Raw genomic sequence first — 24889 nt, 5'->3', positions numbered from 1 at the left:
TCGGGATGCTCAACTCTGGGATTCAGTAGTACGACTGTTGCCCACGACCGAAGCCTGTCGAGCAGTTCAAGTTTAACATCGTTTCCACGGTCTGGCCAATACGAGATCCCAATCCTTAGCCGGTTGGCTGAAGTCGTCATGGAACTGTATCTGGAGGCGGCTCAATCGTGTGGATTCTCATCGGCGGTGCGGTTTTGGAAAGCTCCATGTGGTACATATTATCCTGGTAGATATTGAAGAGTATCCCGAAACAGTCGGAACATATATAATATAATATAGACATTTTTGAGGGACATCTATAATAAGTGGGTAGAGTGCTTGGTAGTAAATGAGGGTGATACCTGCCCTCAACTCAAACCAATTGCCGACGAAGACGTTGACCGAGTGCTGAAAAAGGTGGCTCTGTTGAAACCCTGTTCTCCATATACAGCCCAGCTTGAAATGCCCGTTCAGTCGATATGCTTGAAATCCTCCCTGCCCTAAAGGGTGAGGATTCCTCGAAGAGGATATTCAGGTTGCGCGTTTCCTCGGTTCTCAAGTACGCTTTCGCGTGGGACGTCGAAGGTTGCCGTCCAGTTGTTACCAAGGACGTGCTTTCCAGCGCGTGTAGCCCTGGGTCGGCAATGTCGTCGTACACTTCAATGGGCGTGTACCACCATTGGGAGATACACGGGAAGCCGACGACGACTGTGCCGTTCTCGGTCGTGTCGATTTCCCAATTCTGGTTGTTGACGGCGAACGGGTGACTCTCTCGGTAGCGAACCTCTCCGTCCTTGTTGTGGTCGGATTTCGCCTCTCGGATGGCTTGGTTCTGAATGGCCGAGTAGAGGTCGTTGTCGATGCTGGCTGTGGTCACGGATTTCCCGAAGCCGCCGTTCTCCCATTCGTCGATACAGAACTGTTTGGTGTCACGGTAGAGACGAGTGGCGTGTTGCCACTCTTTCCGCCGTGAGAGGGATGGATTGTGGAACTTCGCGGTGACAGTCACCGTGACCATTACAACTGTAATTGGGTGCGATTGATTAGGTATCTGTTGGAATATCAGGCCATGCTATCGACGGTGGTCTGTGTCATCGTTTGTCGGATTCATCCCCGCCCTAAAGGGCGGGGCTTTCCCCTCGCACTTCCGTAATGAGCATATCGTTGAGAAACTTGGTTCGAAAAAGTGGTTCTCAGTATCGCTGCTCACCAGACCGATCGCGTTCTATCGGAACGGTATCGGGATGGCGCGCACTCCAGTCAGTGTCCTTGCCTACAATAAGTTCGAGCACTAAAACGGCAAGTGCAATTGGAACGAGCCCGAATACGACCCGTTCCAGTGTCCCCGAAGCACTGACGATAAACGCATCGCTAGCCCATGGTCCAGTGAAGAGCTGCTGAACGGTCTGAAAGGCCAGGTGAAAGCCTATACACGCCCAGGTGTCGTTGGTGATGGCTCGAATCATCCCGATCACGACCGCTACGAAAAAGAAGAATACAATGCGTTCAGTCGTGAGGAATGCCCCGATGGAGATCCCCCACAGGCTAAACAGAAGTGCCTGACCGCCGACAGATGTCCAGCAAGGAAGTGAGCCATTAAGGTTGCGATAGATGTACCCACGGAAGATGAGCTCCTCCAGAAGCGCCTCAGACAGGAACACGAGCGCGATGAGGCCGAGGAGGATCCCTGCTAGAGTAGTAAGAGACGTGGTGAGAGAGATATCAACCCAGCCGAGGGCGAGCGCTACACCCAGTCCAATACCGGCCGGAATCAGGTAACACCCTATGCCGATGCAAAATGAGCGCAATCCCGTCCGCAGCGGTGGAATCCCGAGTCCTCGCAACGGCCGCTTGTCGAGGAACCGTCGGGCAAGCACAACTGCTGGAACGGTTAGTGTGGTTAAGAGGAGGGCGCTTACCACGTGGCCAAGGCGGTCGTAGCCGGGGCCGAACACAACTCGGTTCACGTGTAGGATGAGGAGCCAGATGAGAATCACTACAAGGAATACAAAGGCGATTCGCCAAGCTAATCCCAATCGTCCGTTGCTTGGATCACGATGTCCGCCGTTGTCCGCAGTTGGATTCTTATGATTTGCACGAGTCACATATCATTCTATGTATAATCTTCTATATAAGGGGGTTGCTCACAGCGTTTTTCACTCTTCTACAGGCCGATATGTAGATCTGCGGATTGTTTCGTACTCATGGTCTTTCAACACTCTGCGCGAGAATGGAAAGGTTGAGCGGGGGAAATTAAGTCCGGGGTGGTTATCCGGTGGATTCCCGGAAACTAGCCAAGTAAGGATGGAAAATAGATCTTGATTACTACAGCACCGTCAATGGATCAATCAACCTAACGTTCTCTGCGACTCCGTGCCGGGCAGCGATATCCTGGACGATAGTACGAAGTTTCGTATCGGCGGTAATCAGATGGACGGTATCGTCAGTAGCGAGACCACAGGCAAGGGCTGGAATGTATTGATCGGCTTTGACGGTATATTCCGGGAGCGTATCGCCTGCAATGTGTTGACGTGCTTCGTCGATGACGCCGCTATATCTCTCAAAATCCGGTGTCCGAAGGACAAGAAATCCTTCGTCGACAAGGTCTTGGATTGCCTGTGCCGAGGCACGATGATTAGCAGGTGCATTGTCAGCCGCAAGCACGTCGTCAACGAGTTCTTGCTTGACCGATCGTGGAAGAATGAGCGTTGCTCCCTCTTCAACGGCGGTACGAACGCGATCCGGAAACGCTCGCCCATGCATGATAACCGCGTTTGCATCCAGTACCACGACAGTCATCGGTTGAACAACTCAAGTTCAGACGCCAGCCGAAGAAAATCGGCGTGCTGCATGTCAAGCATACCACTCGCTTCGCGATAGGTGAGCTCACCCGCATCGACACGCTCCCAGATATCGAGAAGTTCGTCGATGATGCCGTCTCCATACGTCGCAAGCATATAATCGATTGTTTCAGACTCTGTCTCGACAGCTGTTGCTATGGCATCCAGTGACAGTTGAATGTCGAACTCAACAGCACTGTAGGTTGCAGGCTTCATTTGCTCGCGATGTAGAAGGCCTGCTTGGTGCAACTCACGGCAATAGTCGTGCGCTGTCGTGTGTGGAATTCCGAGGTCGTCTTTGAGGGCCGTTACGGTAAACCACTCGTGATCGGCCGCGTAGCTGAGGATGTCGAGCTTTCGATCGTTTGCCAGTTGCTCAAACACGGTTTGAAGGCGTTTCCGTGAGATGGGGGTATCGTCTTTGATGCTCATACGGAGTTTACGAATATACGAATTCTTCGTATATTCCTAAACGTTTCGCATTGTCAGCGTTTAGGGAGATGATGTTGAACATCCTGTTATTGTTGCAGTGAACCGTCTCAGGGCTTGACCTCCGAGGCACTCGGTCTGTTCAGCCTGTAGACACCGTATTAGTATGTCCTCTTTTCATGAATCGGGACAGGGCTATCGTATCATACTGATGCAATAAAACTGTGGGTGAGGGACGATGAGCAGCTACAAATCGCGTGCTTGGACGGTCTTGCGATCGTTTTCTTCGGCTCGTCGGGCAGCGTTGTCGAGGACAGTTGCAACTTCCTCATCGAGTGCATCATAGAAATCACTCGCCACATTTTGTCCTTCGAGCTGTTCTTTCACTGCGGCTTTGACAATCAAATCAGCCATACAGCCATCCAGACGGAATAATACTACAAAAAGACAGCGGCAAAATAGCCGAGAAAAGATCATTAATTCGTACCATTGGCAGTAAAATTCTTAATATATCACTATAATCTAAGTTTCCGGCTGTGACCGCTCGGTGGGTTGCAGATGCGCTCGCGAGTGAGCGGCGACCAGTGGATCAGGGGCTCGAGGAGGTGCATAAGGGTGGAGCGGTTGAACGAGGGAAGCTCAGTCCACGGTGGTTATTTGATGGATTCCAGGAGAATACTTGATAGAAAAGGTTGTTCTAGGGATGAACCTTACCTATTCTAATCGAGACAGTGTAGACGATGAGAACGTTCAACCCAAAACAATATAGTGCCAAATGCGAACTAGTACCATGGAATCTGCACGCGATGAGATCGAATATCTCGTACGATCGCAGCACCGCATTGAGGTAATCAACGCACTAGCTGACGATCCGCACAGCCGGTCGGATCTATGGGCAGTAACCGGCGCATCGTCGTCCACGATCGGACGGATGCTGCGCGAGTTCGAAACGCAGGGCTGGATTGTCCGAGACGGTCATAAACACCGGGCGACATCAGCGGGCCAATTTATCGCGGAGGAGGTCACCACTTTGCTCACCCGAATGGAGACCGAGCGGAAACTCCGAGATGTCGCACAATGGCTTCCAACTAAAAGCCTCGGTATCACAATCGAGGCGTTTGCTGAGGCAGTCGTCACGGTCGTCGACTCCGAGGACCCCTACAAACCCGTGCATCGTTATGATGAGTTAATCGAAGATGCGGAGCAGATGCGGGCTTTTGGGACGGCAACACTCAAATCGGCCAACGCTGGTTCGTTGTTCCAGAACGTTCGTGCCGGCATGGAGACCGAGATCATCTACCCACCACCTATCGTCGAAGCTGTGCTTGAGTGGTCACCTGAGGCAGCCAAGAAAGGCCTCGCGAGTGGCAACCTTACCATCCTGCTGCACGACACGCTTCCGTGTGGGCTCACTATCTTTGACGACCGCATAGCCCTCACCGGCTATGACCCAGATACCGGTATGTTACGAGCGATTGTCGACACCGACGCCTCGAAGGTACGTGAGTGGGCGACCCCACTCTACGAGTCCTATCGCAATGAGGCTCGCTCTCTCAATATGGAAGCGATCGAAGCGTGACACCCTCATCGCCGTAAATGGCAAGGATTTAGCGCCCTACAAGCAGAAAAGACCGGAAGCTTCAGGCCGTGAAGCTATCGACAACCTCGGTTGGCCATAGCATTGGTCGTATTTGGGGTTCAGATCACGTTCGTTGACTCACGCATATCGAACCAGGGATTCGCCGAGCAATGGATTTCGTGCAACTAGTGCATCACTTGCACCGGCCGCAACGCTGGCATGCACTGGGTGAATTGCATCAGATAACAACGTATTGGTGTGTCTCGTCCACCTTCACGCAGGAGAGACGACTATGACAACAGACAATCGAACAGGACAAGACCAGATAAACGAAGAGAAGCTAGACGAACTCGTTGGAACAGCTATCAATGATCTTGGCGGGGCGTTTCAAGCCGCACTGGCTGAGATCGGCGACTGGCTCGGTCTCTATGCAGCATTGGCTGATGCAGGACCATTCACGTCGACCGAACTGGCCGAGCATACCGACACGCACGAACGCTACGTCCGCGAGTGGCTACGGTCACAGGCCGCCGGTGGGTATGTGACCTATGATCCCGAGACGGATCGTTACAGCCTCTCTCCCGAACAGAGACTCGTACTGGCCAACGAGGAGAGTCCCACATTTATGCTGGGAGGGTTTCAGGGAACTAACGCCATCATTGCAGAGGTCCAGGACGACATTGAAGCGGCATTCCAGACTGGCGACGGCGTCGGATGGCACGAACATCACCCGGAGCTGTTCTCAGCCACGGAGCGGTTCTACAAACCTGGGTACGCGGCGAGTCTGATAAGCGAGTGGATTCCCACCCTTGACGGGATGGAAACGAAGCTCGAAAACGGTGCACGCGTAGCCGACGTGGGCTGTGGCTACGGGGCAACAACGATCCTCATGGCCGAAGCGTACCCTGAGTCCACCTTTGTCGGTATCGACTACCACGACCACTCGATCGACATGGCACGCGAGCGTGCTGAGGAGGCCGGTATCGCAGAACGCGTCAGCTTCGAAGCGGCAACGGCCAAGTCGTATAATGGAGCAGAGTATGACCTCGTAACGATGTTCGACTGCTTTCACGACATGGGCGATCCGGTCGGCGTCGCAGCACATGTTCGGGAGACGCTTGCCGACGACGGCACGTGGATGCTGGTCGAGCCGTTCGCCAACGATCAGGTTGAGGACAACCTGAACCCGGTAGGACGGGTGTTCTATGCCTTCTCGACGATGATCTGTACACCGAATTCGCTTGATCAGGGCGGCAACCCTGCACTGGGTGCGCAGGCAGGAGCGGCTCGACTGCGTGAGGTTGCTACCGAGGGAGGGTTCACGCGCTTTCGACGAGCGACTGAGACGCCGGTCAACCTCGTACTCGAAGTGAAACCGTAGAGGTGACTGGCATGTCGCCTAAGCCACGTTCGACATCGTGGCAACGGCCGACCGTGCCGCGGTCAACACCTATGTAACACCCGACTATTTCAATCACCGGTCTGCCGACGAACCGATGGAAGCCCGTCAGCGCGGTCCAGAGGGGCCTAAAGCCACGATTCGATGGCTACACCGGGCATTCACCGACATGCGGTTCGAATTCCATGAAGTCGTTGTCGACAGAGACCACGTCGTCGCACGGGTGACCTGCATGGCCGCCAACATGGACCGTTTGTCGTCCACGATTCGCCCGACTGAGACGTGACGAACGTATTTCCGTCAAGGGGTCGTTCGTTCGCCATCAACCAGACACACTGGTATCGCATCGCCGACGGTGCCGTCACAGAACACGATGCTGTGCGCGATGATCTCGGCATGACCAAGCAACTCGGTCGGTTTCCACCGCAACCTAGCTACATCGTGCGAATGCTGCTTGGACGGCCGCGTGAACGTCGCGCACAACGCCACTCGGAACGAGTCGATGCAACTGCTCGAGATAAACGAAAGTCAGTGTGACAAGCACCAAAGACGCTAACTCGTGCTGATCTGAGATTGGTAATAGGTAAGCACAGTACATTTTCTTTTTTGCTGTTTCATCGTCGATAAAAGCGATGCACTGGTAGTCTACGAGCGTTTCGTGGCTTCCAGTGGTGACGTCGATCAATCCGGGGGCGTTGACACCGAGAGAGAATTGTTTCCGCTGTGCGTATTTCGTCTGTTCAACGAGGTGGTGCCATAACGGCTATCGTTACTGGAAGCGATCATATGACTAGCGATCCTTGCATTGAAGCGAGGGTAAAAGCGGAGTCGTAGCAACGAATCGCTATGGGGGGATACAATGGCAGACATCGAGGAGAACAAACAACTTGCGCGTCGTGTACCAGAAGACATCGCGACGGAGCGGAACGTCGATTTGATCGATAAACTATTTGCCGAGGACTTCGTCGAGCACGGCCCATTCGGCCAGCGAACGGAAGGACGGGAGGCAGCGAAAGAGGACATGGACAAATTCCTCGACGCATTTTCAGACTTTGAAGCAATCGTCAAGGATGCCGTTTCCGAGGGTGACACTGTGGCCATGCGCGTGACGCTTCGTGGAACTCACGACGGTGAATTCATGGGAATCGAACCAACTGGTGAGTCGTTCGAGGTCCCGAATATGGTGTTCACTCGAATCGAGAATGGAAAGATTGTGGAGCGATGGGTGCAACCCGAGACGTTAGGTATGCTCCAGCAACTCGGCGTCGCAGAGTCACCCATGTCCTGATCTGGTGTCGAGACAGGTGGACCGCAAATTTTTTCACAGCTTCACTATCACGATATTTTGCGTACAGATATTCTATGTATTCCGCCAGCATACCCAGAACAAGGATGTTCTTTCTTCAGTGACTTCGGATCATATCTAGTGGCGAGCAAGCAGAGTGAGTGGGACTAATTCGGTAGTTCCATCCGCTCTATCCTCACGCATGGCCAGCACGGGAAGTCACCGAGGCCGTCGCAATCACAGTCATCTGGCTCGGCATCGTCTCCCTCCTCCGAAGGGAACGCTGTCAGCGTGCCGTCGTCAGTCGTGTTCTTGACGGCAGCCATGTGTTTGCAGCAGGCGGTGCGGTGGACATGATGCGCACGCGTGCAGGCCATCAGTTACCCGGTTACGTCATCGAGTATGACCACATGCTGGTGGTCTGTGAGATTCTTGGTGCTCTTACTGTTGATTTCGATGAGAATAGATATCGAGATGGATAGAGAATTTCTAATACAAATACTTGACCTGTACTTATGTCCGTATTATTTCCTGATATAGTAAATTCATATTGAACACTCACAAAGCTTATCACGTTTACATTCGATCCAACACTCGTAACATGGACAACAATTCGCGCAGATTATTCCTGAAGACAGTAGGTCTTGCCGTTGGTTCTGTCGGAATCGCAGGTGCCAATGTTTCCAATACCTCCAAAGCAGTCACAAAGCAAAATTCTCAAATGACCGACATCACGGGCAATCTCCCGAACGAACTGAACGACTCGAACTGGGGGACGTTCCAGTTCGACGCCGGAAATACCGGTCACAATCCCAACGCACGTGCGGTTAGAGAAACACCGTGGATAGGATGGACCGAATATTTAGGACACGCCAACTCGCCGGAACTCTCGGCTCCGGCAATTGTCGATGGTGTAGCATACCTCGCGGCTGACGACGGCAAAGCCATCGCTTACGATGTTGAGGAACATGAGGTTCTGTGGCAAAACACGTACACCGACCGATTCGGTACGTTCGACGCTGCCCCCACCGTCACCGACGGGAAGATGTATATTAGCTATTGGTGGAAGGTGTTCGCATTGGATACCGAAACCGGCGCTTTGTTGTGGACATTCGAGAACCCGGCTTACGACCCACCTGCAGACGAGTGCGATGCGCCAGAGCTCGGCACATCCTCAACCACCGTAGTGGACGGAACCGTCTACGTCAAGATGCGAATCGATGGACAGGGCTATGCGTACGCTTTCTCGGCCGTGAACGGCGACGTCAAGTGGAGCGCTGAAATTTCTGGTGACGGTGACAAAGCGGCGGTCACGGCCGACGAGATCCCCGCAGTTGCTGATGACACCGCGTACTTCGTCGACCGCGGCACCGTCTACGCCTTCGACACAACCGACGGGACAAAACAGTGGGACGTCTCAGTGCACACGGGATCCAGAGCGACAGAGCCAGTACTTGAGGCACCGACGGTTGTCGACGGCACTGTCTACCTCACGAGCAATTATCAGGACGAGAGCGGTGATCACGGCGACAGCAGATCGTTCCTGACGGCCCTCTCCGCCGCCGACGGGAGTTCGCAGTGGCAGCACGAGCTGAATGGAAATATTCACCTCACCAGTCCGGTATTTTCCGATGACTCCGTCTACGTCGGTGAAGGCGAACTCCTCTGGGCGTTCGACGGTAAAAACGGGAACGTCCGCTGGAAATCCAGCGAATCCGACGAACTACGATACACCAATGTTGCTGAATTATCAGTTGCCGGTTCAACTGTCTACTATCCGCGTAAAGTCAAAGACGAGGACGTTCAGGAAGTCGCGGCGTTCAATGCCGGTGATGGATCCCTCCAATGGCAGGTTCCCCTCCGGACGGACGGAAACGCACCGACTGGATGCGCCCTCGTCGACGATACCGCGTACGTCGCGGGCGATGCGGGATTCCTCTACACCATTACCGGTCTAGCGGAGAACTGGCGGCAGATGCCGGAACTGGACAATGGAGAGACCTTCGAAGTGATCATCAGTGACGACACGTCGGTCTATGTGGCCACGAATTCTGAGCTTTTCGCGTTCGAACGGACCTCCGGAACTGAGCAATGGCGCGTGCCGTTTGATTCGGATGATACAATCTTCCGTCACGTTTGGGCGACGGTCACGAATGGAACGGTTTACTGTACCGTCGGCGGAGATGGTGGAAGCAGCATTAATTTCGCCTACGCGTTCGACGCCGCGAGCGGGACGAAACGTTGGGAGAAGCAGGTCGAGGACGGCACCGGCGTTCCCGTCGTCGTCAATAATGTCGTCTACTTCGGTAGCCAAAGTTCCCTCTACGGTTCCGCATACGTCTTCGCAGTCAACGCAGATAATGGCAACATTCTGTGGAACACCGAGATCGATTCGGATGACCCGAGTGATTCGGTCCGTGTGAACGGTGCCGTTACCGTGCAGGACGGTTTAGTTTATGCCCCGTCTAGCGAGGGCGCGTATGCCTTCGAGGCCGACGATGGGAACGAAAAGTGGATGTACGACGGAGAAACCTCGGCAGTAGCAGCGAACGACGAGACGGTGTTCGTGACGAACGAGGGACTCACCGCACTCAACTCAGCGGATGGAACGGAAGCGTGGTCCACCGACGTTGGCGGTGAGTTCCTTTCGAGCGTCAACGACACGCTGTTCGTCGTCAACAAAGACGACATCGGAGACACGGAGCGACTGTTCGCGCTTGACAACACGAATGGAACCGAACGGTGGTCGTTCGACACGAATGTTGAGTATGGCAATTACGACCGCGATGCGACGCTGACTAATCCCACCATCGTGGACGATACCGTCTACGTTGGCAGCGACGACCGCCGCGTGTACGTTCTCGACGCAGATGGGGGCGAAACACTTCAGCGGTTCGAACTGTTCGGAAACCCACAGGCGGCACCCGCAGTTCGTAACGATACCGTCTACGTCGTCACCGAAGGGCGTGTCTACTCGTTCGTCTAGGTACTATCATTTGGCCGTATATTCTGGAGTGTACTTTGTCACTCCTACCTGCTGTTTCGCGCGATATGAAGCTTCCACTCAATCACCTCAACCGGCAGATCGGGGAAATGCTCAGCCGCGACGTCCACCGCATGTGCTTGCGCCCGGTCGAGCAGATTGCGCTCAGTCGTCGGTGTGTTGTCGCGTTCGGTCGAACCAGCCGCGCACTCGGTTATCGTTCGCTGGGCAACATCAGCCAGCGTTGTTTGGCGTGACATAAATGGAAGAGGGAGACAAGAATGGGCTGGCGATTTTAGCTGAGAACCGCTCCGAAACGATCTACATAATTCTGTGCCGACCTCTGTGATGGGTTGTCTGAAGCCTCATGTGCTCGCTATCTCCAAACACCCGTTCAACACAATCTGCGGCGGATGTTGATCGTCCATCGATGCCCTCAAGAATTCGTCCCAGGGGGCAAAAGACAGATTGGAGAGCCCGTCTTCACCTATACCGGATGAATAGCATGCGAACGACTAACGAAGCGGTGGGTAGAGACGAACCAAATGGGGTTGTGATACCCGCTTCACGGTATCCACATGGGTATGCATCCGTTCGATCACTTACCCGGGCAGACATACGAACGATCGTCGCAGTCGCAGATAAACACCTTCCGGTTGCCGCATCCCGATTCTGCGACGAAGTCGTACGAGTTCCGCCCTCATACGAAATACTGGCGTACAAGGACGCACTTCTGGGAATCGCTGCCCGTTCGGACGTATACACGATTATTCCACATCGTCCGCAGGATACGTACGTTCTCTCGAAGTATCACGACGAATTCGATCAGTACGTTAGCCTAGTCGTCCCTCCACTTGAGACATTGAAGAGAGTCCATGATCGAAAGCAGCTGATGGATATTGCAGAACGCACAGAGGTACCGGTGCCGGAGACACGTCTACTGGACGAAGCCACCGAGTGGGACGTCGATCGGGTCGTCAAATCGCGATACAACCTGCTCGTCGACGAGTACATCGATTCGTATGAGCCATCCGAGTCGTCGATCGTCAAGTCGGTACAGCACGTTCCATCGAACGAGTCACTCAATATCGCAACAACGTGCGAAGCGATGGACCACGTCCCGATCGTCCAGGAGTACATCGATGGGACGGACGAGTACGTATTCGGCGCGCTCTACGACCACGGTGAACCGCTCGCGACGTTTCAGCATCGACAGATTCGCGGGGATTCGTATACCGGTGGTGGGGGTGTATACCGTGAATCAGTCGAGATTCCGAGCCTAGAAGCAGTGGGTCGGGCGGTCCTCGATGAACTCGAATGGCATGGACTCGCGTGTATCGAATACATCGAAGATGCGGCGACTGGCGAATTCAAACTCGTCGAAATCAATCCACGGATGTGGCAATCGCTTGCATGTGCGGCGGCTTCGGGTGCGGATTTCCCGTACTGGTACTGGCTTCAGGTGATCGGCAACTCCGACTCGATCGAACCGGGATACGAGGTCGGTGTCGGAACGCATTACATGATCGGCGAGCTGGAATATCTCACGAGCATCGTTCGCGACGATTCATCAATCGTCGGTCGTCCACCGCTTTCTGCAGCGATAAAGGAGGTTCTGCTTTCGTGTTTTGAGATGCCGAACTTCGATTACTGCCACGTAGACGATCCACTCCCAACAGTCCGTCTGGCACGATCGGAAGTTTCCCATGGGATCCGACGACGAATGACGTAGTGTCGGGCTACGCACTTTCTTCCGTTGTACTGGGCGAAAAGGAGTGCATTTGACTCACCATCGTCGCCTGCTTTATGATCGGCATCTCCAACAGGGTGAGAAGCGTGTACAGTTCCGCAGTCCTATTTTCACCGTTCTGATGCTTTCGATAGACAGTTTTTACCCCCTCCCAATCCAAGAACGGAAGTGCCCGAATCGTGGGCTCGTGCTTGCGAATGGCATCGATTACGAAGTCTTCGTGGCGAACAAACCTCGCATGATCCCGCCACGAATCTTGATTGAGGTGATATTTCGGTGGTTGGTGTCTCGGTAAGTGTTTGCGTCGGAAGCTGGCCACTTGTCGCCCGAGATACTGCACTGGATAAGACCGCGCGATCGGGACATCCGATGATGGATGTGGGATAGCCGCGAGTTCGGGAGCAAGCCGCTGGACGGCCCGATTGATGAGATCGCGTCGAAGGCGGTATTTCTTGGGTATTCGAAGGTGTAAATCTACAAGCCGGTTATCCAAGAAGGGGACGTGAGACGGACACAGCTGGCGGAGGCTTCGTAGATTGATCAACTCTGAATCGTTCGAGAGAGGATAGTACGTGCTACAGACGAGCAAGTCGTCCAACGAATCGTAGCGTATGCCGTGGTGGTCGATTTTCCCATCGTCCCGAACGACGTTCGCGGATAGGATTTCATGGAGGTCGTGAGACGTGGTGAGGTATTCCGGCGGCGAAGCGAGTGCTGTCCCGGCCGAAGAAATCCAGTACTCGAGGATATCCGCCAGTGAGTTCATCTCAACGCCGATCGGTAACGTGAGCGTTCCCAACGATCCGAGCGATTGTGAACGGGCTGGAATAGGGTAACTCTTGAACAGCGTATCGGCGTAGAGACCGGTGAATAGCGAATCAACCGACTCGGTGATTTCGTCCGCGAAGGGGGTGAGATAGCCTTGGAAGTAGTAGCCATCGAAATTGGAAAGCGACGCGTTCTTCGGTAACGTCTCGAGATACGTGGTATCCGTTCGGTGGAGGATTCGAAGGTCTGTGTTGCCGATTTCGGCGACCCGTTCGGCGATCCGTGCTTCTCGATTGTGCCACCCAGCGAGATGAAAGGCGGTAAGTTGACGGTTTGCGGCAGCCAAAATCAACCGTGAGTCGCTTCCGCCACTCAACATGAGACCGGGCTCACGATCCGAATCCAAACGCTCGTCGATAACGTCCTGGAAGACGTCAATGAACGTTTCGACGAAGTACTCGAACGGTTTGTCGTCCGGTTGATAGTGGGGGGTCCAGTAGACCTCCGACGTTATTTCGTGAGTGGAGAGATCGTAGGTCGTGACAGATGCCGGAGGGAGCTTTTCGATATCACGGAGTGGTGTTTTGGTCCCAAAAACCCTGCGAAGCGTGAGATATTCAAAGAGATACTCGTGTTCAAATCGACGGCTGATCTGTGAGAAGGAAGGGAGTAGTTGGATCTGTGTCGAAAACACAAGTATTCCATCGATTCGGGCGTAAAAAACCGGATGAGTGCCGAATCGGTCGAGGAAAATTGAGGCGGTCTCACTAACGTGATCGTAGACGATACCAACGAAATTACCGTTGAGACCAGTAAGGAATTCCCAGCCGAGCCGTTCGTATAGCGACGCGCAAAACTCAACGCTTGCCATTGAAGAGGGACGGAGAGTATACCTGGATTCGTCCTGGAAACCGTACACTTCACCCAGGAGCCACATTTGGACTTCGCCATCGCGGCACCATACTGGTTGACTATTATTTTCCCGTGAGTGAAACGACATATGGACAGTAGCGGACGTGGTTCTATAGGTATAGGTGGTAGGTTCCTCCGATCCGTGTAATGAGTTCTCGATTTTTGAAGTAGAATCGGAATAGTCACCAAGAATTCCAATCAACCCAACCATACAAACGACCCTCCCTCAATTTTATCTTTCCCACATAGTCGTGTATAAGAGCCGTCTACTGGTGGTAGCATGAAGTCAGAATGCTATCGGAGGCACTTTACATAATCTTATTGTTACTAATAACATTTGGACATTTTTTAGACGCGGTACTGAATGATTGAGCAATACGATCAGAATTAATCGCTAGAAATTGGATGCTCACGATAATCAGACATCGTCTAAGACCATCATTCATCCGCAGAAATTTCCCGGGATAAATCGGGAGTCGAAGTTTCCGACTGTAGCCGCTCGGTAGGTGGCGGATGCGGTCGGGATGGAGCGGCGATCAATGCATCAGCGGCTTGAGGAGCTTCATGAACGCGGTGAGTTGGAACGTGGGAAGCTCAGTCCATGAGTGGTTATCTGGTGGCTTTCAGAGGAATAGCGAAAACAATGAATAGTAGTACGCAGCGTGCTTTGTGAAATCAGACCAATTGAGGAAAGCAGGACAACCAATGAAACAATCTCTCAATACCTACAGAAGAATACCGATGAATATTGATAATTTCGGCGGAATAGCTGTGTGATCTTTCATTGACAATCCTCCGTAGGAACCATAACCTGGAATCAAAATCTACTTAAATTGACGGTGATCATTGAAATTCGGCATGGCACGCGAAACCGCGGACGATGAGTCACAACTAAACCGACGCTCGTATCTCAAGGCAGCTAGCGCAGCAGCTACGACCGGTGCACTAGTAGGACTTACAACTGCTTCTTCTACACAAAAGGCAACCGACGATGAGCGATCGACAGGGGTTACGAATGGAACACCTCTTGAGGAGATGACTTGGAAGGTTGACCGAACATGGCGTAATGTACTCCCTGACGAGTTTGGACTGATCGAAACGCCAGCACTTCCGTTATACAGGTGGGAAATGGACGCTCAACCATTTCGGAGTGCAGCCGAGGGCACCGGCAATATGATCGGAAAACACCTGCTTACTGGGAATGACATCGACCAAAGGATCAGTGCTGGTACGATGACCGTATCGAATAAGTCAGGGAACTTTGAAGCAATTGGTTTTGAGCCTCGATGTCATCCAATTGCACCGTTCTTTGGTGGGATGCTTCGTGTCGAGAAGTACAGTGGGAAGAGTGGAATGTCTAATGAAGCATCGAACGCTGGAATCGGACTAATTAAGGATGACGATAATTATCTGTGGGTCGGAAGTGACGTCGCTGCTAACAGCTTGCAGTTATTCGAGAAGTTAACTGATAGTAGCGGGACAACCCACACGAATACAGTAACATTCGACACAGAATACGCCCTACCAACGGCGCCATTCGACTTGTACGTGATCTTCCAGGGTGATCGTGTCTCCTGTTTGGCCCGTGAAGACGATGACTCTAAAGGGTGGAAGTATTACGGAGATGCCGATATTGGAAAGGCCGGGGGAACCAATCCGGTGTGTGATTTTTTCGATAAACAAGTCTGGGAAACATTCAACCCATATATTCATACGGAATGTGGAAAGGGTGAAAGTGTAATACTTAGTGACTTCGAGTTATTCTATTCGTATCAGCTCGGTGTCCGTGGTCCAATCCCAGTCACCTACAAGGATGGCGCACCACTCATTAAGGATGATAAACTCTACTGTGCGCTTACGCCAGCATCCGTTGATCATCGAGGATTTCAGTCGATAGCGACTATCGATCTAGAGACATTCGAGATTGATATGAAATCTGTTCTCTTCACCGAAGCAAAGACTGACTACATCTCAAATTATGTCGCTTCACACGTTATCTACGACGACGAGCAAGATAGGTTCACAATTATGTGGAGTGGGTTTGGGAACGGCCCGAATGATCCAAAACAAGATGACGATTTCCAACGAATTTGGGTAACGCACACAGTAGAGAACATTCTTCATGGTACACATTACTTGGAAGCAGTTGATTCGAACTTGCCGCGGAGCAGTGATTTAGGGAATGGAGGGTATCATGATTTTAACGGCATCTATGACGAGAGTGTTGGGAAATGGCGAGCCATTTATAACTCTGGTGGGATTGATGAGGTGTCGATTGCCGAGACAACCGACCAATCACTTACTAGCGGATGGAAAGTATTAGATACATATCAAGATTCGGCGAATCAAATTGAAGGAGGCCGAATCGTTCGAGTCAATGGAGAGTATCAGGTCTTATATGCTGATCCGAAAATGGCTGGCCAAATGGTGAGTTGTGACTACCCCACAGTTTCAACAAACCGAGCTGGCTTCAATCTCGATGTAAATACAAACGATGAGGCTCCGCATCCATCTGTTATTCCCGTCCCATACGATGGTGGGACGAAGTACAAACTGATCACAATGGACGAGACTAAAATCTACGACAAGGCGGAAACTTCTCACGGATCGTTGTGGATGTATGAGGCTATAGAGCAAGCTAACGAATACGAATTCCCAGAACGAATTGATTCAACATTAGAAATCTAACACTTGCCAGCAACTACTCTTCTCGGTATTGTTTGCCGGTCGGTCATAGCCGAGACTGTCTTGGCGCCATGGAAAAAGAACTGAAGCGGTGGTCAGTTTGGCAGTTCCTTCCAACTCGTGCGCACGCACTCCCAACATGGGAAGCCACCACCTCTGGTGATGTTGCCGATGCCCTTGAGTGTTCACGAGAGACCGCGGCGGAAGCTTGGACAGTTTGAAGACCAAGGACGTGTGAAAAGTCGCCAGACTGCCGGACGAGTCGTCTGGTGGCTTGTCGATGAAAGCCAGGGAGTATGGGCCGGTGTCCACCAGTCGATATGTGCTTTCAGACTTTGCGACGCTAATGCTGTGCCAGATTGGGCACACAGCAGCTGTGGAGGCGCTTTCGACGGTTCGTCGATCACAGACGTTCAATATCCTGCGGTGAGCAAACATTTGACGCAGCGTGTGAGGAGTTCGAGCGTTTTGACGACCAGCAGATTTCCTTTGTTGATCAGACGAGTGCAATGCTTGCTCGAGAGCACGAGATAGAGCATATGTTCGCCTTCGACAATGATCTTCGAACAATGGGGTTCGAGCGGGTGCCAGTCGATACAGAAGCGTAACTCTCCAGAATTCTTTTAGCTGAGCAGACCCTGTGTTCTGATATGTACCGCTCACATTCGTGCATCAGTACGACTATGCAGTCAATGAGCGGCATCTCTCTGTTTTCATAGCTGGTGGCAAGGGTCGTTGGATCGACCTCACGGAATTGCCAATCAACTACTCACAAGCCACCAGTATACAATGTCACAAACATACGATCTTCGCGAACAGATCGAGCAGCTCGAATCGCTCACCGGGGACGGTACTGAACTCGTCACCGTTACCGTACCCAACAGCAAGTCGCTGGGTTCGATCCGAGAGCGAATTGCCCAGGAATACGCCAGTGCCGAGAATATCAAATCCGATCAGACACGAGACCACGTTCAGCAAGCGCTCAAGCGCGTCCAGCGGATTCTTCGTCGATACGAAAGGACACCGGAGAATGGACTCGTGGTCTATGCGGGTGTCGTTGGAGGTGAGTTAATCTCGACTACCTTCGACGACCTGCCTACTCCAGTTGCCGAGTCGACGTACCGATGTGACGATCACTTCGATCTCTCTCCACTGAATGAAGCAGTTACGCCGAATGAGACCTTTGGACTCATCGTCATCGAGCGTGGTGGTGCTGCCATTGGACGACTCGTTGGAGAGCGCATTATCCCGATTCGGACGTTCGAAAGCCAAGTGATGGGTAAATCCAGGGCAGGTGGACAATCTGCCCAGCGGTTCGAGCGCGATCGCGAACGACAAGTCCACGAGTTCTTCCAACAGGTCGGTGATATCGCTACCGACGCGTTCACTGGTGACGAGGGAACGGTCACTGGGCTTGTCGTTGGGGAACACTTGCGACTGCGAAGCGGTTCGTCTCCGACGGCTACCTTAATCATCGGTTGCGCACCCGTCTGCTCGGAACGTACTCGGTTGAGTATGCGACCGTGCAAGGCCTCCATCAGCTTGTCGAGAAAGCGGATGAGCAACTTCTCGATGCCGAACAGCGAGAAGGACGCAAGCGGCTAGATGAGTTCTACTCGCGGCTTCGAGATGGCGATCTGGTTGCGTATAGTATTGAGGAGGTAGAGCAAGCGATCAGGTTCGGAGCGGTCGATACAGTCCTCATTGCATCGACAGTGCCACGAAATCAGCGGAAAGATCTTGAAACATCTGTGGAACAGCAAGGTGGTGACGATTATGTGATCGCCAGTGATACCGAACGTGGATCGCAGTTCGTGAATGCCTTCAGTGGTGTTGGAGCGCTACTTCGGTTTCCAGTGAAGTAAGACCGCTTTCAGTTTCTACTTGTACGATGTCACTCGGGGAGTCACTGACACTGACGGAAATGCACAGCAGTCGAAGTTAGTAGACATAAATATTTTCTGTGATCATACTTTCTATCTGTTGATGATTTATCAAATACAGTAGGCTATAATTATATTGTCTTTGAGAACCTTCTTTATACAGAGCCGTATGAAATGCGGTTCAGAGGAAACCAATGAATCTCAATGAATTTGTCAACACTCATGCACCGCAAGACCAGGGAAAAACCTTCGAACTAGAGAATTCAAAGCTGCTCGATGTATCGATGGACGGGAGCATCATGGCAAAAGCAGGAACCATGGTGGGTTATACTGGTGACATCTCATTCGAACGGAAATCAACCGGTGGGCTGAAAGGCATGTTGAAGAAGAAAGCCACTGGTGAGGGAGGCCTAATGATGCAAGCCACAGGGACGGGGCATCTGTACTTAGCTGACCAGGGCAAAGAGGTACAAATTCTGGAACTAAATGAGGAAGACGAAATCAGCGTCAATGGGAACGATGTACTGGCTTTTGATGAGAGTGTTAGTTGGGATATTAAGATGATGAAAAGTATTGCTGGTGCCTCTACAGGTGGGTTGTTCAATGTGTTTCTTGAGGGACCAGGACATGTGGCTATCACCACCCATGGAAAACCGCTTGTTATTCCGACACCTGTGAGTACGGACCCCAATGCGACTGTCGCTTGGAGTAGTAATGTGTCACCCACCTCGAAGCGAGACCTCAATCTCAAGAGTTTCCTTGGACGCTCCTCTGGAGAAACGTATCAGCTTCACTTCGCCGAGGAGGGTGGATTCGTCATCATTCAGCCGTACGAAGAACTGCAGCCTGAGCAATAATACAAAAGTGAGGATAATTTTCCTCTCTAATTATAATATCAATTGGGGCTGGGTAGACCCACAGAATCGTAAGTCGCTCAGAACCACTTTTGTGATTCATCCCGGCACACCATACTGGATCAATTTCAATCTCCAACCCGATGATTATGTTTTCCAACCTGGCCACCGCATCGGAATTGTTGTACTATCTAGCGACCATTACTTCACTAAACGACCGCCAGATAGTACAGGTGACACTGTTATCTCTGTTGATGTCAAAAAGATCACCATTCCAGTGCCAATTGTCGGAGGAGAGACAGCACTTGCTAACGCTCTTCCAGAGGAATAAAAGGAATAGATAGACGACGTACGGTACTAACAGTGGTAATGTTCGGGCGATACTGTGCGAAGAGGAGTTGGATGAAAATCTGTTTACGCAAGCTGTCGATGAGCAACAGGATCCGGCCGACCAATACAATGATCCACTCTAATCCTGATCTTAAAAAGATTAGCCAAGGCTGCCCTCCATTTCGAGTTCGATGAGGCGGTTGAGTTCGACCGCGTACTCGATTGGAAGCTCTTCCGTGATGGGTTCGATGAACCCGCTCACGATCATCTGTTTCGCGTCGTCGTCGTCCAATCCGCGGCTTTGGAGGTAGAACACGTCCTCGTCGCCGATTTTACCGACCGTTGCCTCGTGGGCGACGTCCACGCGGTCTTCGTTGATTTCCATGTACGGCATGGTGTCCGACGTGGATTCGTTGTCGAACATCAGCGCGTCGCACTCGACGGACGTACTCGAATCCACCGCGCCGTCGCTGATGTGGACGAGGCCGCGGTAGTTCGTGCGACCGCCGTCCTTGCTGATGGATTTCGACTCGATGGTGGAGTTGGTGCGGGGCGCGTTGTGGTACACCTTCGCGCCAGTGTCAATGTTCTGTCCCTTGCCAGCGAACGCAATAGAGATGTGGTTGGCGCTCGCGCCGCGACCCTTCAGGATTGAACACGGGTAGAGCATCGTTGCCTTCGATCCCATGCTACCAGACACCCACTCCATTCGGCCACCGGCTTCGACGATGGCGCGCTTGGTGTTCAGGTTGAAGGTGTTCTTCGACCAGTTCTGCACGGTCGAATACTGGACGTGAGCGTCTTCGTCCACAAACACTTCGACGCCGCCGGAGTGGAGGTTGTGGCTGCCGTACTTCGGTGCGGAACAGCCCTCGATATAATGGACTTCGGAGCCTTCCTCGGCAATGATGAGCGTGTGCTCGAACTGCCCCATCCCCTCGGAGTTCATGCGGAAGTACGCCTGAACGGGCATCTGCACCGTCACGTCCTCGGGGACGTAAACGAACGAGCCGCCCGACCAGACCGCACCGTGGAGCGCCGCGAACTTGTTGTCGCTCGGCGGCACGCACTTCGTCATGAAGTACTCCTTGACAAGGTTCTCATGCTCTTGGACGGCTTCATCCATGTTGCAGAAGACAACGCCCTTTTCCTCCCACTGCTCCTGCATGTTCTGGTAGACGACCTCGGACTCGTACTGGGCACCGACGCCGGAAAGCGCCTTGCGCTCCGCTTCCGGAATCCCCAGCTTCTCGAACGTGTCCTTGATGTCGTCCGGCAGGTCGTCCCAGCTGTCCGCCCCTTCACGCTTGTCGACGTCTGGGCGAATATAGGGAATAATCTCTTCGACATCAAGTTCTGTGAGGTCTGGCTGACCGGGCCAGTCCGTCGGGAGGGGCATGTTCTGGTAGTGTTCCAGTGCACGGAGACGCCGCTGGAGCATCCATTCCGGTTCGTCCTTGTCCTCGCTGATGAGGCGGACGACTTTTTCAGTCAGACCCTTGCCGGATGTGACTGCAGCCTGCTGTTCTTTTTTGAATCCGAATCGTTCTTCTGTATCTGTGTTACGCAAGTGATCCTGATCTGAACTCATATTTAAAAGTGAGTGCTCTAGCCTGATGAGGCTGGTGGGTACGTTAACGATAGATAGCGAGTGTATGTTGGGATCAACGAGAATCTGTTCCCTTCTGTCTTCATTTGACCAATTAGCCAATATTTTATTCTGGCTCGCGATCTACTACGTTCTTATGAGTGATGATCGACCTTCGGTTGAAGACCGAGCAGAAAGTGGCGAACTCGGTGAGTTCGATCAGGCCCTCGAAGAACAGGACTATCCACTAACAGGAGATGAGTTAGTTTCCGCATTTGGCGACTATGAGGTCGAATCAGTCGACGGCACACAATCCATCGAAGAAGTGCTTGGTTCAGCCGACGAGAAAACGTACAACTCTGCAGATGAAGTCCGAGACGACATATTAAATCAGTTAAACCGGCAAGAATAGAAGATGGGTCTCACAGTGTTGTTTGTTTTGATATAGAAACGGTCGAAGCAGGAGCGCAGCGAGTCGAGGAACGATGTCCAGTGTCCGACAATGTAAAAAACGAGATGGCAGTTCAGCTGTCGGTCGATCCTCGGTAGAACAATCATTCTTGAATTCGTTTCGATGCGAACGAGTTGATCCAGGGCTGTATACTCATCTCTTGAGAGAGACCGCGATGAATCTGCTTGTTCTATTCTTCATTTTCATCCGATCGGTAGTACTCCCACGCATCGTCAGGGATCTTCAACATGGTTCCACAGTAGGGGCACGTAGCCGTCTGTGCATCCGGTGCATCGAATGGTTCGCTACATCGTATGCACCTCCACTCAACACACCCTTCCTTTGTCATGCTACGAAAGCCTAGTTACTCACGAGGTGTATGAGTGGCGTGTGGTAGGTTACCTGCTATCGAGGCCATTTGATCTGGATTTCCTCATGTTTCACTATCAGGGAGACAATCGGCTGAGGAACCACCACTGTCGGCGATCGCAACTTGGAGAGCCTCGTCTGCTGTTCCGATATCGTATACCCGAATCGCAGTCCCAATGGACACCCGCCAATCTATGGAGATAATTGAGGAGTCAGAATAACTTTTATATTTTAACAAGAGATATTTTCAACCTTAGATGGAAATTGTCGACCGCAGGAGCAATCGTTATACTGTAATGTAGTGTTCCCTCGGTTCCCGCCAACCAACTAGCCGTCCTGTTCGACGAATGCCGTGAGGTAGTCGAGTGTCGATTTCATTCCTGCCTCGTGGTCCTCCGGCTGGATGCCTACTGGCACGTTCTCGGCGCGGACGGTCACAATCGCTCCACTGCCCGCGGGCTCGAACGTCCAGACCATACGCATGGTGCCCTCGAACGCCGGGTCGTCGCTCTCAAAGACGACTTCCTGCTCGATTCGATGGTTTGGTTCAAGTCGAGGTAAACGTACTTCCATCTCGTCGAATGCCTCCGATGTCTTGCCTTGCCCAGCTTGCTGGTCCTTGTAGGTGAGCCGCATTCGGTACGAGCCCCCTTCGTGGAAATCGAAGTCGAGCATTTCGCCGGTCATGTTGCTCGGAGGAAGCCAACGTTCCATGGCACCAGGTTCTGCAAACGCTTGGTAGATGGCTTCTGGAGAGGCCTGCATTCGTTTCCTCGCGGAATCTACTCTCTCAACCATGCATCCAGTAACAGGCCGAGGAGGATGGATATTGCGCCGTGCGCTTGTGCTCGGTCGAGCAGGGCGCTTTGTCGTCGGTACGTTGTCGCGTTCGGTCGAACCAGCCGCGCTTTCGCTGAGCATTCGCTGGGCAACATCGGACAGTGTTGTTTGGCGTGACATAAATGGAAAAAGGGAGACGGGGTTAGCAGCAGTCGGTGAGTGCGTCCTTTCGGGTGGCTTCCGCGCCACAGTCCTCACACTGCCAGTAGGTGCGATCTCCACTAACAGTCCACTGCGTTTCGGTGAGAATCAGCGTGCTCACGAGATGTTTGAATGAATCAGCGTTACGGGTTGTCGGAGAAGGCTGCCTCAAACGTGGAGAGAGCTTGTTCGAACCACAGTGGGGACGAGTAATGCCGAACACAGTACGAAACATCAGGTCCGCACCGAGCACCGCCGTTTGATGTTTCTACCTACTGCTTGCTGACTGGTCAGCGGACACAGAGAAAAATTGCCAATCTGAGATGTGACCGTAACTATCTGTTTTGTAACGAAATTCTAATTGTCCGTTTGTACCATCTTTGAAATGTATATTTGAATTATGAAAAGTATTTAAGATGTTGTGGGTCTACTATTAGGTATGGACTTCAAACTACGAGCCATCGTATACGGAATCGTCGCAACCATCATCGTCGGCCTCCTCAGTGGTGCCGTCATCCCATTCACGAATATGGCACTCCCCGTCACCGGTGCTTTAGTGACCGGCATCATCGGTGGTCTCGTGGCTGGCTACGTCGCCGGTACCAAACTCAATGACGGCGCACTAAACGGTGGTGTGGCAAGCGCGGCGGGGGCCATCGTTGCCCTCGTCGTTCTGACCGTCGCAGGATTGATGGCTGGCCCACTTCCGGCGATGGGACTGTTCGCCTTCGGCGTGCTGTTTGTTATCGTCGCCGCAATCCCTGGCGCTGTGGGTGGAGCGCTCGGGTCGTGGTTGCAGGGTCGCTCGACCAAACGCAAGGCAGGGCGCCCGGCCAGTCGCTGATCTGAACCGTTTTTTGCCCGGTTCGAACCGCATCGCTCCGAATTCTGTTTTTGAGGACCGGTCTGAAATCGACGATCCATTCAAACATTCTATGGATCATTCTTCGGCGCCAGTGTCTGTCCATTGACTAATAAATTAAAGGAGTGGTTAGTTCGGCAGTTCCTTCCGTCCTGTTCGCACGCATGGCCAGCACGGGAAGTCACCGAGGCCGTCGCAGTCACAGTCTTCGGCATCGTCTTCGTCCTCGGACGGGAAGGCGTCAAGCGTTCCGTCCTCAGTCGCGGTTTCGACAGCAGCCATGTGTTTGCAGAATGCGTTTCGGTGGACGTGATGCGGGCAGGTGCAGGCCATCAGGTCGTCAGTCACGTCGTCGATGGAGACGGTGTATTGGTGGGCTGCGGGGTTCTCGTGGCTCTCGTTGGTGACGTCGATGAGTCCGGGGGCATCGACGTCGAAAGAGAACTGTTCCCATTGTGCGCGTTTCTGTGCCGTCTCGTCAACTTCAAGGGCTGCGGATTGTTTTGTACTCATGGTCTTTCGCTGGAATTGGAAGACCGGTGCCGGGTGCTAGAACACCCGGCGCGTTTCTACACGCCCGAGGGCACCGTTCTTCCTACCAAGTACTATGTAGTACATGGTATTAAAACCATCGATGTACTACGTAGTGCATGGTTTTAAGATGGTGGATAATGAACTGAGAGCTACGATGACAAACGAGAGAGAACGCGATACTAGTGGTCAATTTGCAGAGGAAACGACTGATGACGATATTCTGACGGCGATGCACAAGTCAGAGTTTCCGGCAGTGACTGCTCGGTGGGTGGCGGATACGCTCGATATTAACCGGCCCTCCGCTCATCGACGGCTTGAAGCACTGCATGAGGAGGGAGAGGTTGAGCGGGGGAAGTTAAGTCCGCGGGTGGTTATCTGGTGGATTTCAGAGAAAAAGTAGGTCTACGAAGAACTCGAGAACGTAATTC

26 protein-coding genes and 1 pseudogene are annotated in these 24889 nt (G+C 52.6%); 15 read left to right on the top strand and 12 right to left on the bottom strand.

Annotation, left to right across the window (positions count from 1 at the left end; translation table 11 throughout):
- Positions 1 to 613 precede the first annotated feature (613 nt).
- The 5 genes and pseudogenes from LIX15_RS08640 to LIX15_RS08620 all read right to left on the bottom strand — a co-directional run.
- Positions 614 to 997, bottom strand: a pseudogene (locus LIX15_RS08640) (transposase); the annotation flags it as partial.
- Positions 998 to 1172: 175 nt separating this feature from the next.
- Complete coding sequence (locus LIX15_RS08635; protein WP_227773339.1) at positions 1173 to 2015, bottom strand: CPBP family intramembrane glutamic endopeptidase; 843 nt, start codon at positions 2013 to 2015, stop codon at positions 1173 to 1175.
- A 289-nt stretch (positions 2016 to 2304) separates the two neighbouring features.
- Positions 2305 to 2778, bottom strand: a complete 474-nt coding sequence (locus tag LIX15_RS08630) for a PIN domain-containing protein (protein WP_227773338.1) — start codon at positions 2776 to 2778, stop codon at positions 2305 to 2307.
- Positions 2775 to 3251 carry a helix-turn-helix domain-containing protein gene (locus tag LIX15_RS08625; RefSeq protein WP_227773337.1) on the bottom strand — a complete coding sequence of 159 codons (477 nt, stop codon included), beginning with the start codon at positions 3249 to 3251 and terminating at the stop codon, positions 2775 to 2777. The genes LIX15_RS08630 and LIX15_RS08625 overlap by 4 nt, the downstream gene beginning before the upstream one ends.
- Positions 3252 to 3494: 243 nt before the next feature.
- A complete protein-coding gene (locus LIX15_RS08620; RefSeq protein ID WP_227773336.1) occupies positions 3495 to 3662 on the bottom strand; it encodes a DUF1931 domain-containing protein in 168 nt (55 codons plus the stop codon).
- 376 nt (positions 3663 to 4038) lie between these two features.
- Here LIX15_RS08620 and LIX15_RS08615 point away from each other — a divergent pair, with 376 nt between their 5' ends.
- From LIX15_RS08615 to LIX15_RS08595, 5 genes are all read left to right on the top strand, one after another.
- Positions 4039 to 4827: a helix-turn-helix transcriptional regulator gene (locus LIX15_RS08615; RefSeq protein WP_227773335.1), complete on the top strand. Its 789-nt coding sequence runs from the start codon at positions 4039 to 4041 to the stop codon at positions 4825 to 4827.
- A 292-nt stretch (positions 4828 to 5119) separates the two neighbouring features.
- Positions 5120 to 6208, top strand: coding sequence for a class I SAM-dependent methyltransferase (locus tag LIX15_RS08610; protein WP_227773334.1), 1089 nt, complete (start codon positions 5120 to 5122; stop codon positions 6206 to 6208).
- Positions 6209 to 6245: 37 nt separating this feature from the next.
- Complete coding sequence (locus tag LIX15_RS08605) at positions 6246 to 6512, top strand: ester cyclase (RefSeq protein ID WP_227773333.1); 267 nt, start codon at positions 6246 to 6248, stop codon at positions 6510 to 6512.
- Positions 6509 to 6763, top strand: a complete 255-nt coding sequence (locus LIX15_RS08600; RefSeq protein ID WP_227773332.1) for a nuclear transport factor 2 family protein — start codon at positions 6509 to 6511, stop codon at positions 6761 to 6763. Before LIX15_RS08605 ends, LIX15_RS08600 begins: the two co-directional genes overlap by 4 nt.
- A 322-nt stretch (positions 6764 to 7085) precedes the next feature.
- Entirely contained in the window at positions 7086 to 7514 is a 429-nt protein-coding gene (locus LIX15_RS08595; protein WP_227773331.1) for an ester cyclase, read from the top strand.
- 164 nt (positions 7515 to 7678) lie between these two features.
- On the opposite strand, the gene LIX15_RS08590 is transcribed toward LIX15_RS08595, so the two are convergent.
- Positions 7679 to 7888, bottom strand: coding sequence for a hypothetical protein (locus tag LIX15_RS08590; RefSeq protein ID WP_227773330.1), 210 nt, complete (start codon positions 7886 to 7888; stop codon positions 7679 to 7681).
- Positions 7889 to 8232: 344 nt separating this feature from the next.
- On the opposite strand from LIX15_RS08590, the gene LIX15_RS08585 reads away from it, so the two are divergent.
- The gene (locus LIX15_RS08585; protein ID WP_227773329.1) at positions 8233 to 10497 is read left to right on the top strand and encodes an outer membrane protein assembly factor BamB family protein; all 2265 of its coding nucleotides are present in this window, start codon (positions 8233 to 8235) and stop codon (positions 10495 to 10497) included.
- Between the two features lie 44 nt (positions 10498 to 10541).
- On the opposite strand, the gene LIX15_RS08580 is transcribed toward LIX15_RS08585, so the two are convergent.
- A complete protein-coding gene (locus LIX15_RS08580) occupies positions 10542 to 10754 on the bottom strand; it encodes a hypothetical protein (protein WP_227773328.1) in 213 nt (70 codons plus the stop codon).
- Between the two features lie 245 nt (positions 10755 to 10999).
- On the opposite strand from LIX15_RS08580, the gene LIX15_RS08575 reads away from it, so the two are divergent.
- Positions 11000 to 12226: a carboxylate--amine ligase gene (locus tag LIX15_RS08575; RefSeq protein ID WP_227773327.1), complete on the top strand. Its 1227-nt coding sequence runs from the start codon at positions 11000 to 11002 to the stop codon at positions 12224 to 12226.
- Between the two features lie 7 nt (positions 12227 to 12233).
- On the opposite strand, the gene LIX15_RS08570 is transcribed toward LIX15_RS08575, so the two are convergent.
- Positions 12234 to 14135 carry an asparagine synthase-related protein gene (locus LIX15_RS08570; protein ID WP_497007435.1) on the bottom strand — a complete coding sequence of 634 codons (1902 nt, stop codon included), beginning with the start codon at positions 14133 to 14135 and terminating at the stop codon, positions 12234 to 12236.
- A gap of 647 nt (positions 14136 to 14782) precedes the next feature.
- On the opposite strand from LIX15_RS08570, the gene LIX15_RS08565 reads away from it, so the two are divergent.
- From LIX15_RS08565 to LIX15_RS33145, 5 genes are all read left to right on the top strand, one after another.
- Positions 14783 to 16612: a hypothetical protein gene (locus LIX15_RS08565; RefSeq protein WP_227773325.1), complete on the top strand. Its 1830-nt coding sequence runs from the start codon at positions 14783 to 14785 to the stop codon at positions 16610 to 16612.
- Between the two features lie 786 nt (positions 16613 to 17398).
- Positions 17399 to 18214, top strand: coding sequence for a Vms1/Ankzf1 family peptidyl-tRNA hydrolase (locus LIX15_RS08560; RefSeq protein ID WP_227773324.1), 816 nt, complete (start codon positions 17399 to 17401; stop codon positions 18212 to 18214).
- Positions 18133 to 18474: a hypothetical protein gene (locus tag LIX15_RS08555; protein ID WP_227773323.1), complete on the top strand. Its 342-nt coding sequence runs from the start codon at positions 18133 to 18135 to the stop codon at positions 18472 to 18474. Before LIX15_RS08560 ends, LIX15_RS08555 begins: the two co-directional genes overlap by 82 nt.
- Positions 18475 to 18686: 212 nt before the next feature.
- A complete protein-coding gene (locus LIX15_RS08550; RefSeq protein ID WP_227773322.1) occupies positions 18687 to 19349 on the top strand; it encodes an AIM24 family protein in 663 nt (220 codons plus the stop codon).
- Positions 19300 to 19677 carry a CocE/NonD family hydrolase C-terminal non-catalytic domain-containing protein gene (locus LIX15_RS33145; RefSeq protein ID WP_227773321.1) on the top strand — a complete coding sequence of 126 codons (378 nt, stop codon included), beginning with the start codon at positions 19300 to 19302 and terminating at the stop codon, positions 19675 to 19677. The genes LIX15_RS08550 and LIX15_RS33145 overlap by 50 nt, the downstream gene beginning before the upstream one ends.
- Before the next feature lie 159 nt (positions 19678 to 19836).
- Here LIX15_RS33145 and sufB read toward each other — a convergent pair whose 3' ends face one another.
- Entirely contained in the window at positions 19837 to 21267 is a 1431-nt protein-coding gene (gene sufB, locus LIX15_RS08540; protein WP_227773320.1) for a Fe-S cluster assembly protein SufB, read from the bottom strand.
- A 154-nt stretch (positions 21268 to 21421) separates the two neighbouring features.
- On the opposite strand from sufB, the gene LIX15_RS08535 reads away from it, so the two are divergent.
- Positions 21422 to 21676, top strand: coding sequence for a DUF5789 family protein (locus LIX15_RS08535; RefSeq protein ID WP_227773319.1), 255 nt, complete (start codon positions 21422 to 21424; stop codon positions 21674 to 21676).
- A 735-nt stretch (positions 21677 to 22411) separates the two neighbouring features.
- Here LIX15_RS08535 and LIX15_RS08530 read toward each other — a convergent pair.
- A complete protein-coding gene (locus LIX15_RS08530; protein WP_227773318.1) occupies positions 22412 to 22849 on the bottom strand; it encodes an SRPBCC domain-containing protein in 438 nt (145 codons plus the stop codon).
- 217 nt (positions 22850 to 23066) lie between these two features.
- Positions 23067 to 23186, bottom strand: a complete 120-nt coding sequence (locus LIX15_RS33965) for a DUF8118 domain-containing protein (RefSeq protein ID WP_486327107.1) — start codon at positions 23184 to 23186, stop codon at positions 23067 to 23069.
- A 318-nt stretch (positions 23187 to 23504) separates the two neighbouring features.
- Between LIX15_RS33965 and LIX15_RS08525 the strand changes: the two genes are divergently transcribed.
- Positions 23505 to 23909 carry a DUF5518 domain-containing protein gene (locus tag LIX15_RS08525; protein WP_227773317.1) on the top strand — a complete coding sequence of 135 codons (405 nt, stop codon included), beginning with the start codon at positions 23505 to 23507 and terminating at the stop codon, positions 23907 to 23909.
- Between the two features lie 147 nt (positions 23910 to 24056).
- Here LIX15_RS08525 and LIX15_RS08520 read toward each other — a convergent pair whose 3' ends face one another.
- Positions 24057 to 24440, bottom strand: a complete 384-nt coding sequence (locus tag LIX15_RS08520; RefSeq protein WP_227773316.1) for an SWIM zinc finger family protein — start codon at positions 24438 to 24440, stop codon at positions 24057 to 24059.
- A 175-nt stretch (positions 24441 to 24615) separates the two neighbouring features.
- Here LIX15_RS08520 and LIX15_RS08515 point away from each other — a divergent pair, with 175 nt between their 5' ends.
- On the top strand, positions 24616 to 24861 hold the full coding sequence (locus LIX15_RS08515) for a helix-turn-helix domain-containing protein (RefSeq protein ID WP_227773315.1): 246 nt from the start codon (positions 24616 to 24618) through the stop codon (positions 24859 to 24861).
- The last annotated feature ends 28 nt before the right edge of the window (positions 24862 to 24889 follow it).

Origin of the sequence: Haladaptatus pallidirubidus (genome assembly GCF_020700235.1) — an archaeon.
Lineage (GTDB): Archaea > Halobacteriota > Halobacteria > Halobacteriales > Haladaptataceae > Haladaptatus > Haladaptatus pallidirubidus.
This window is presented reverse-complemented; position numbering and strand designations above follow the sequence as displayed.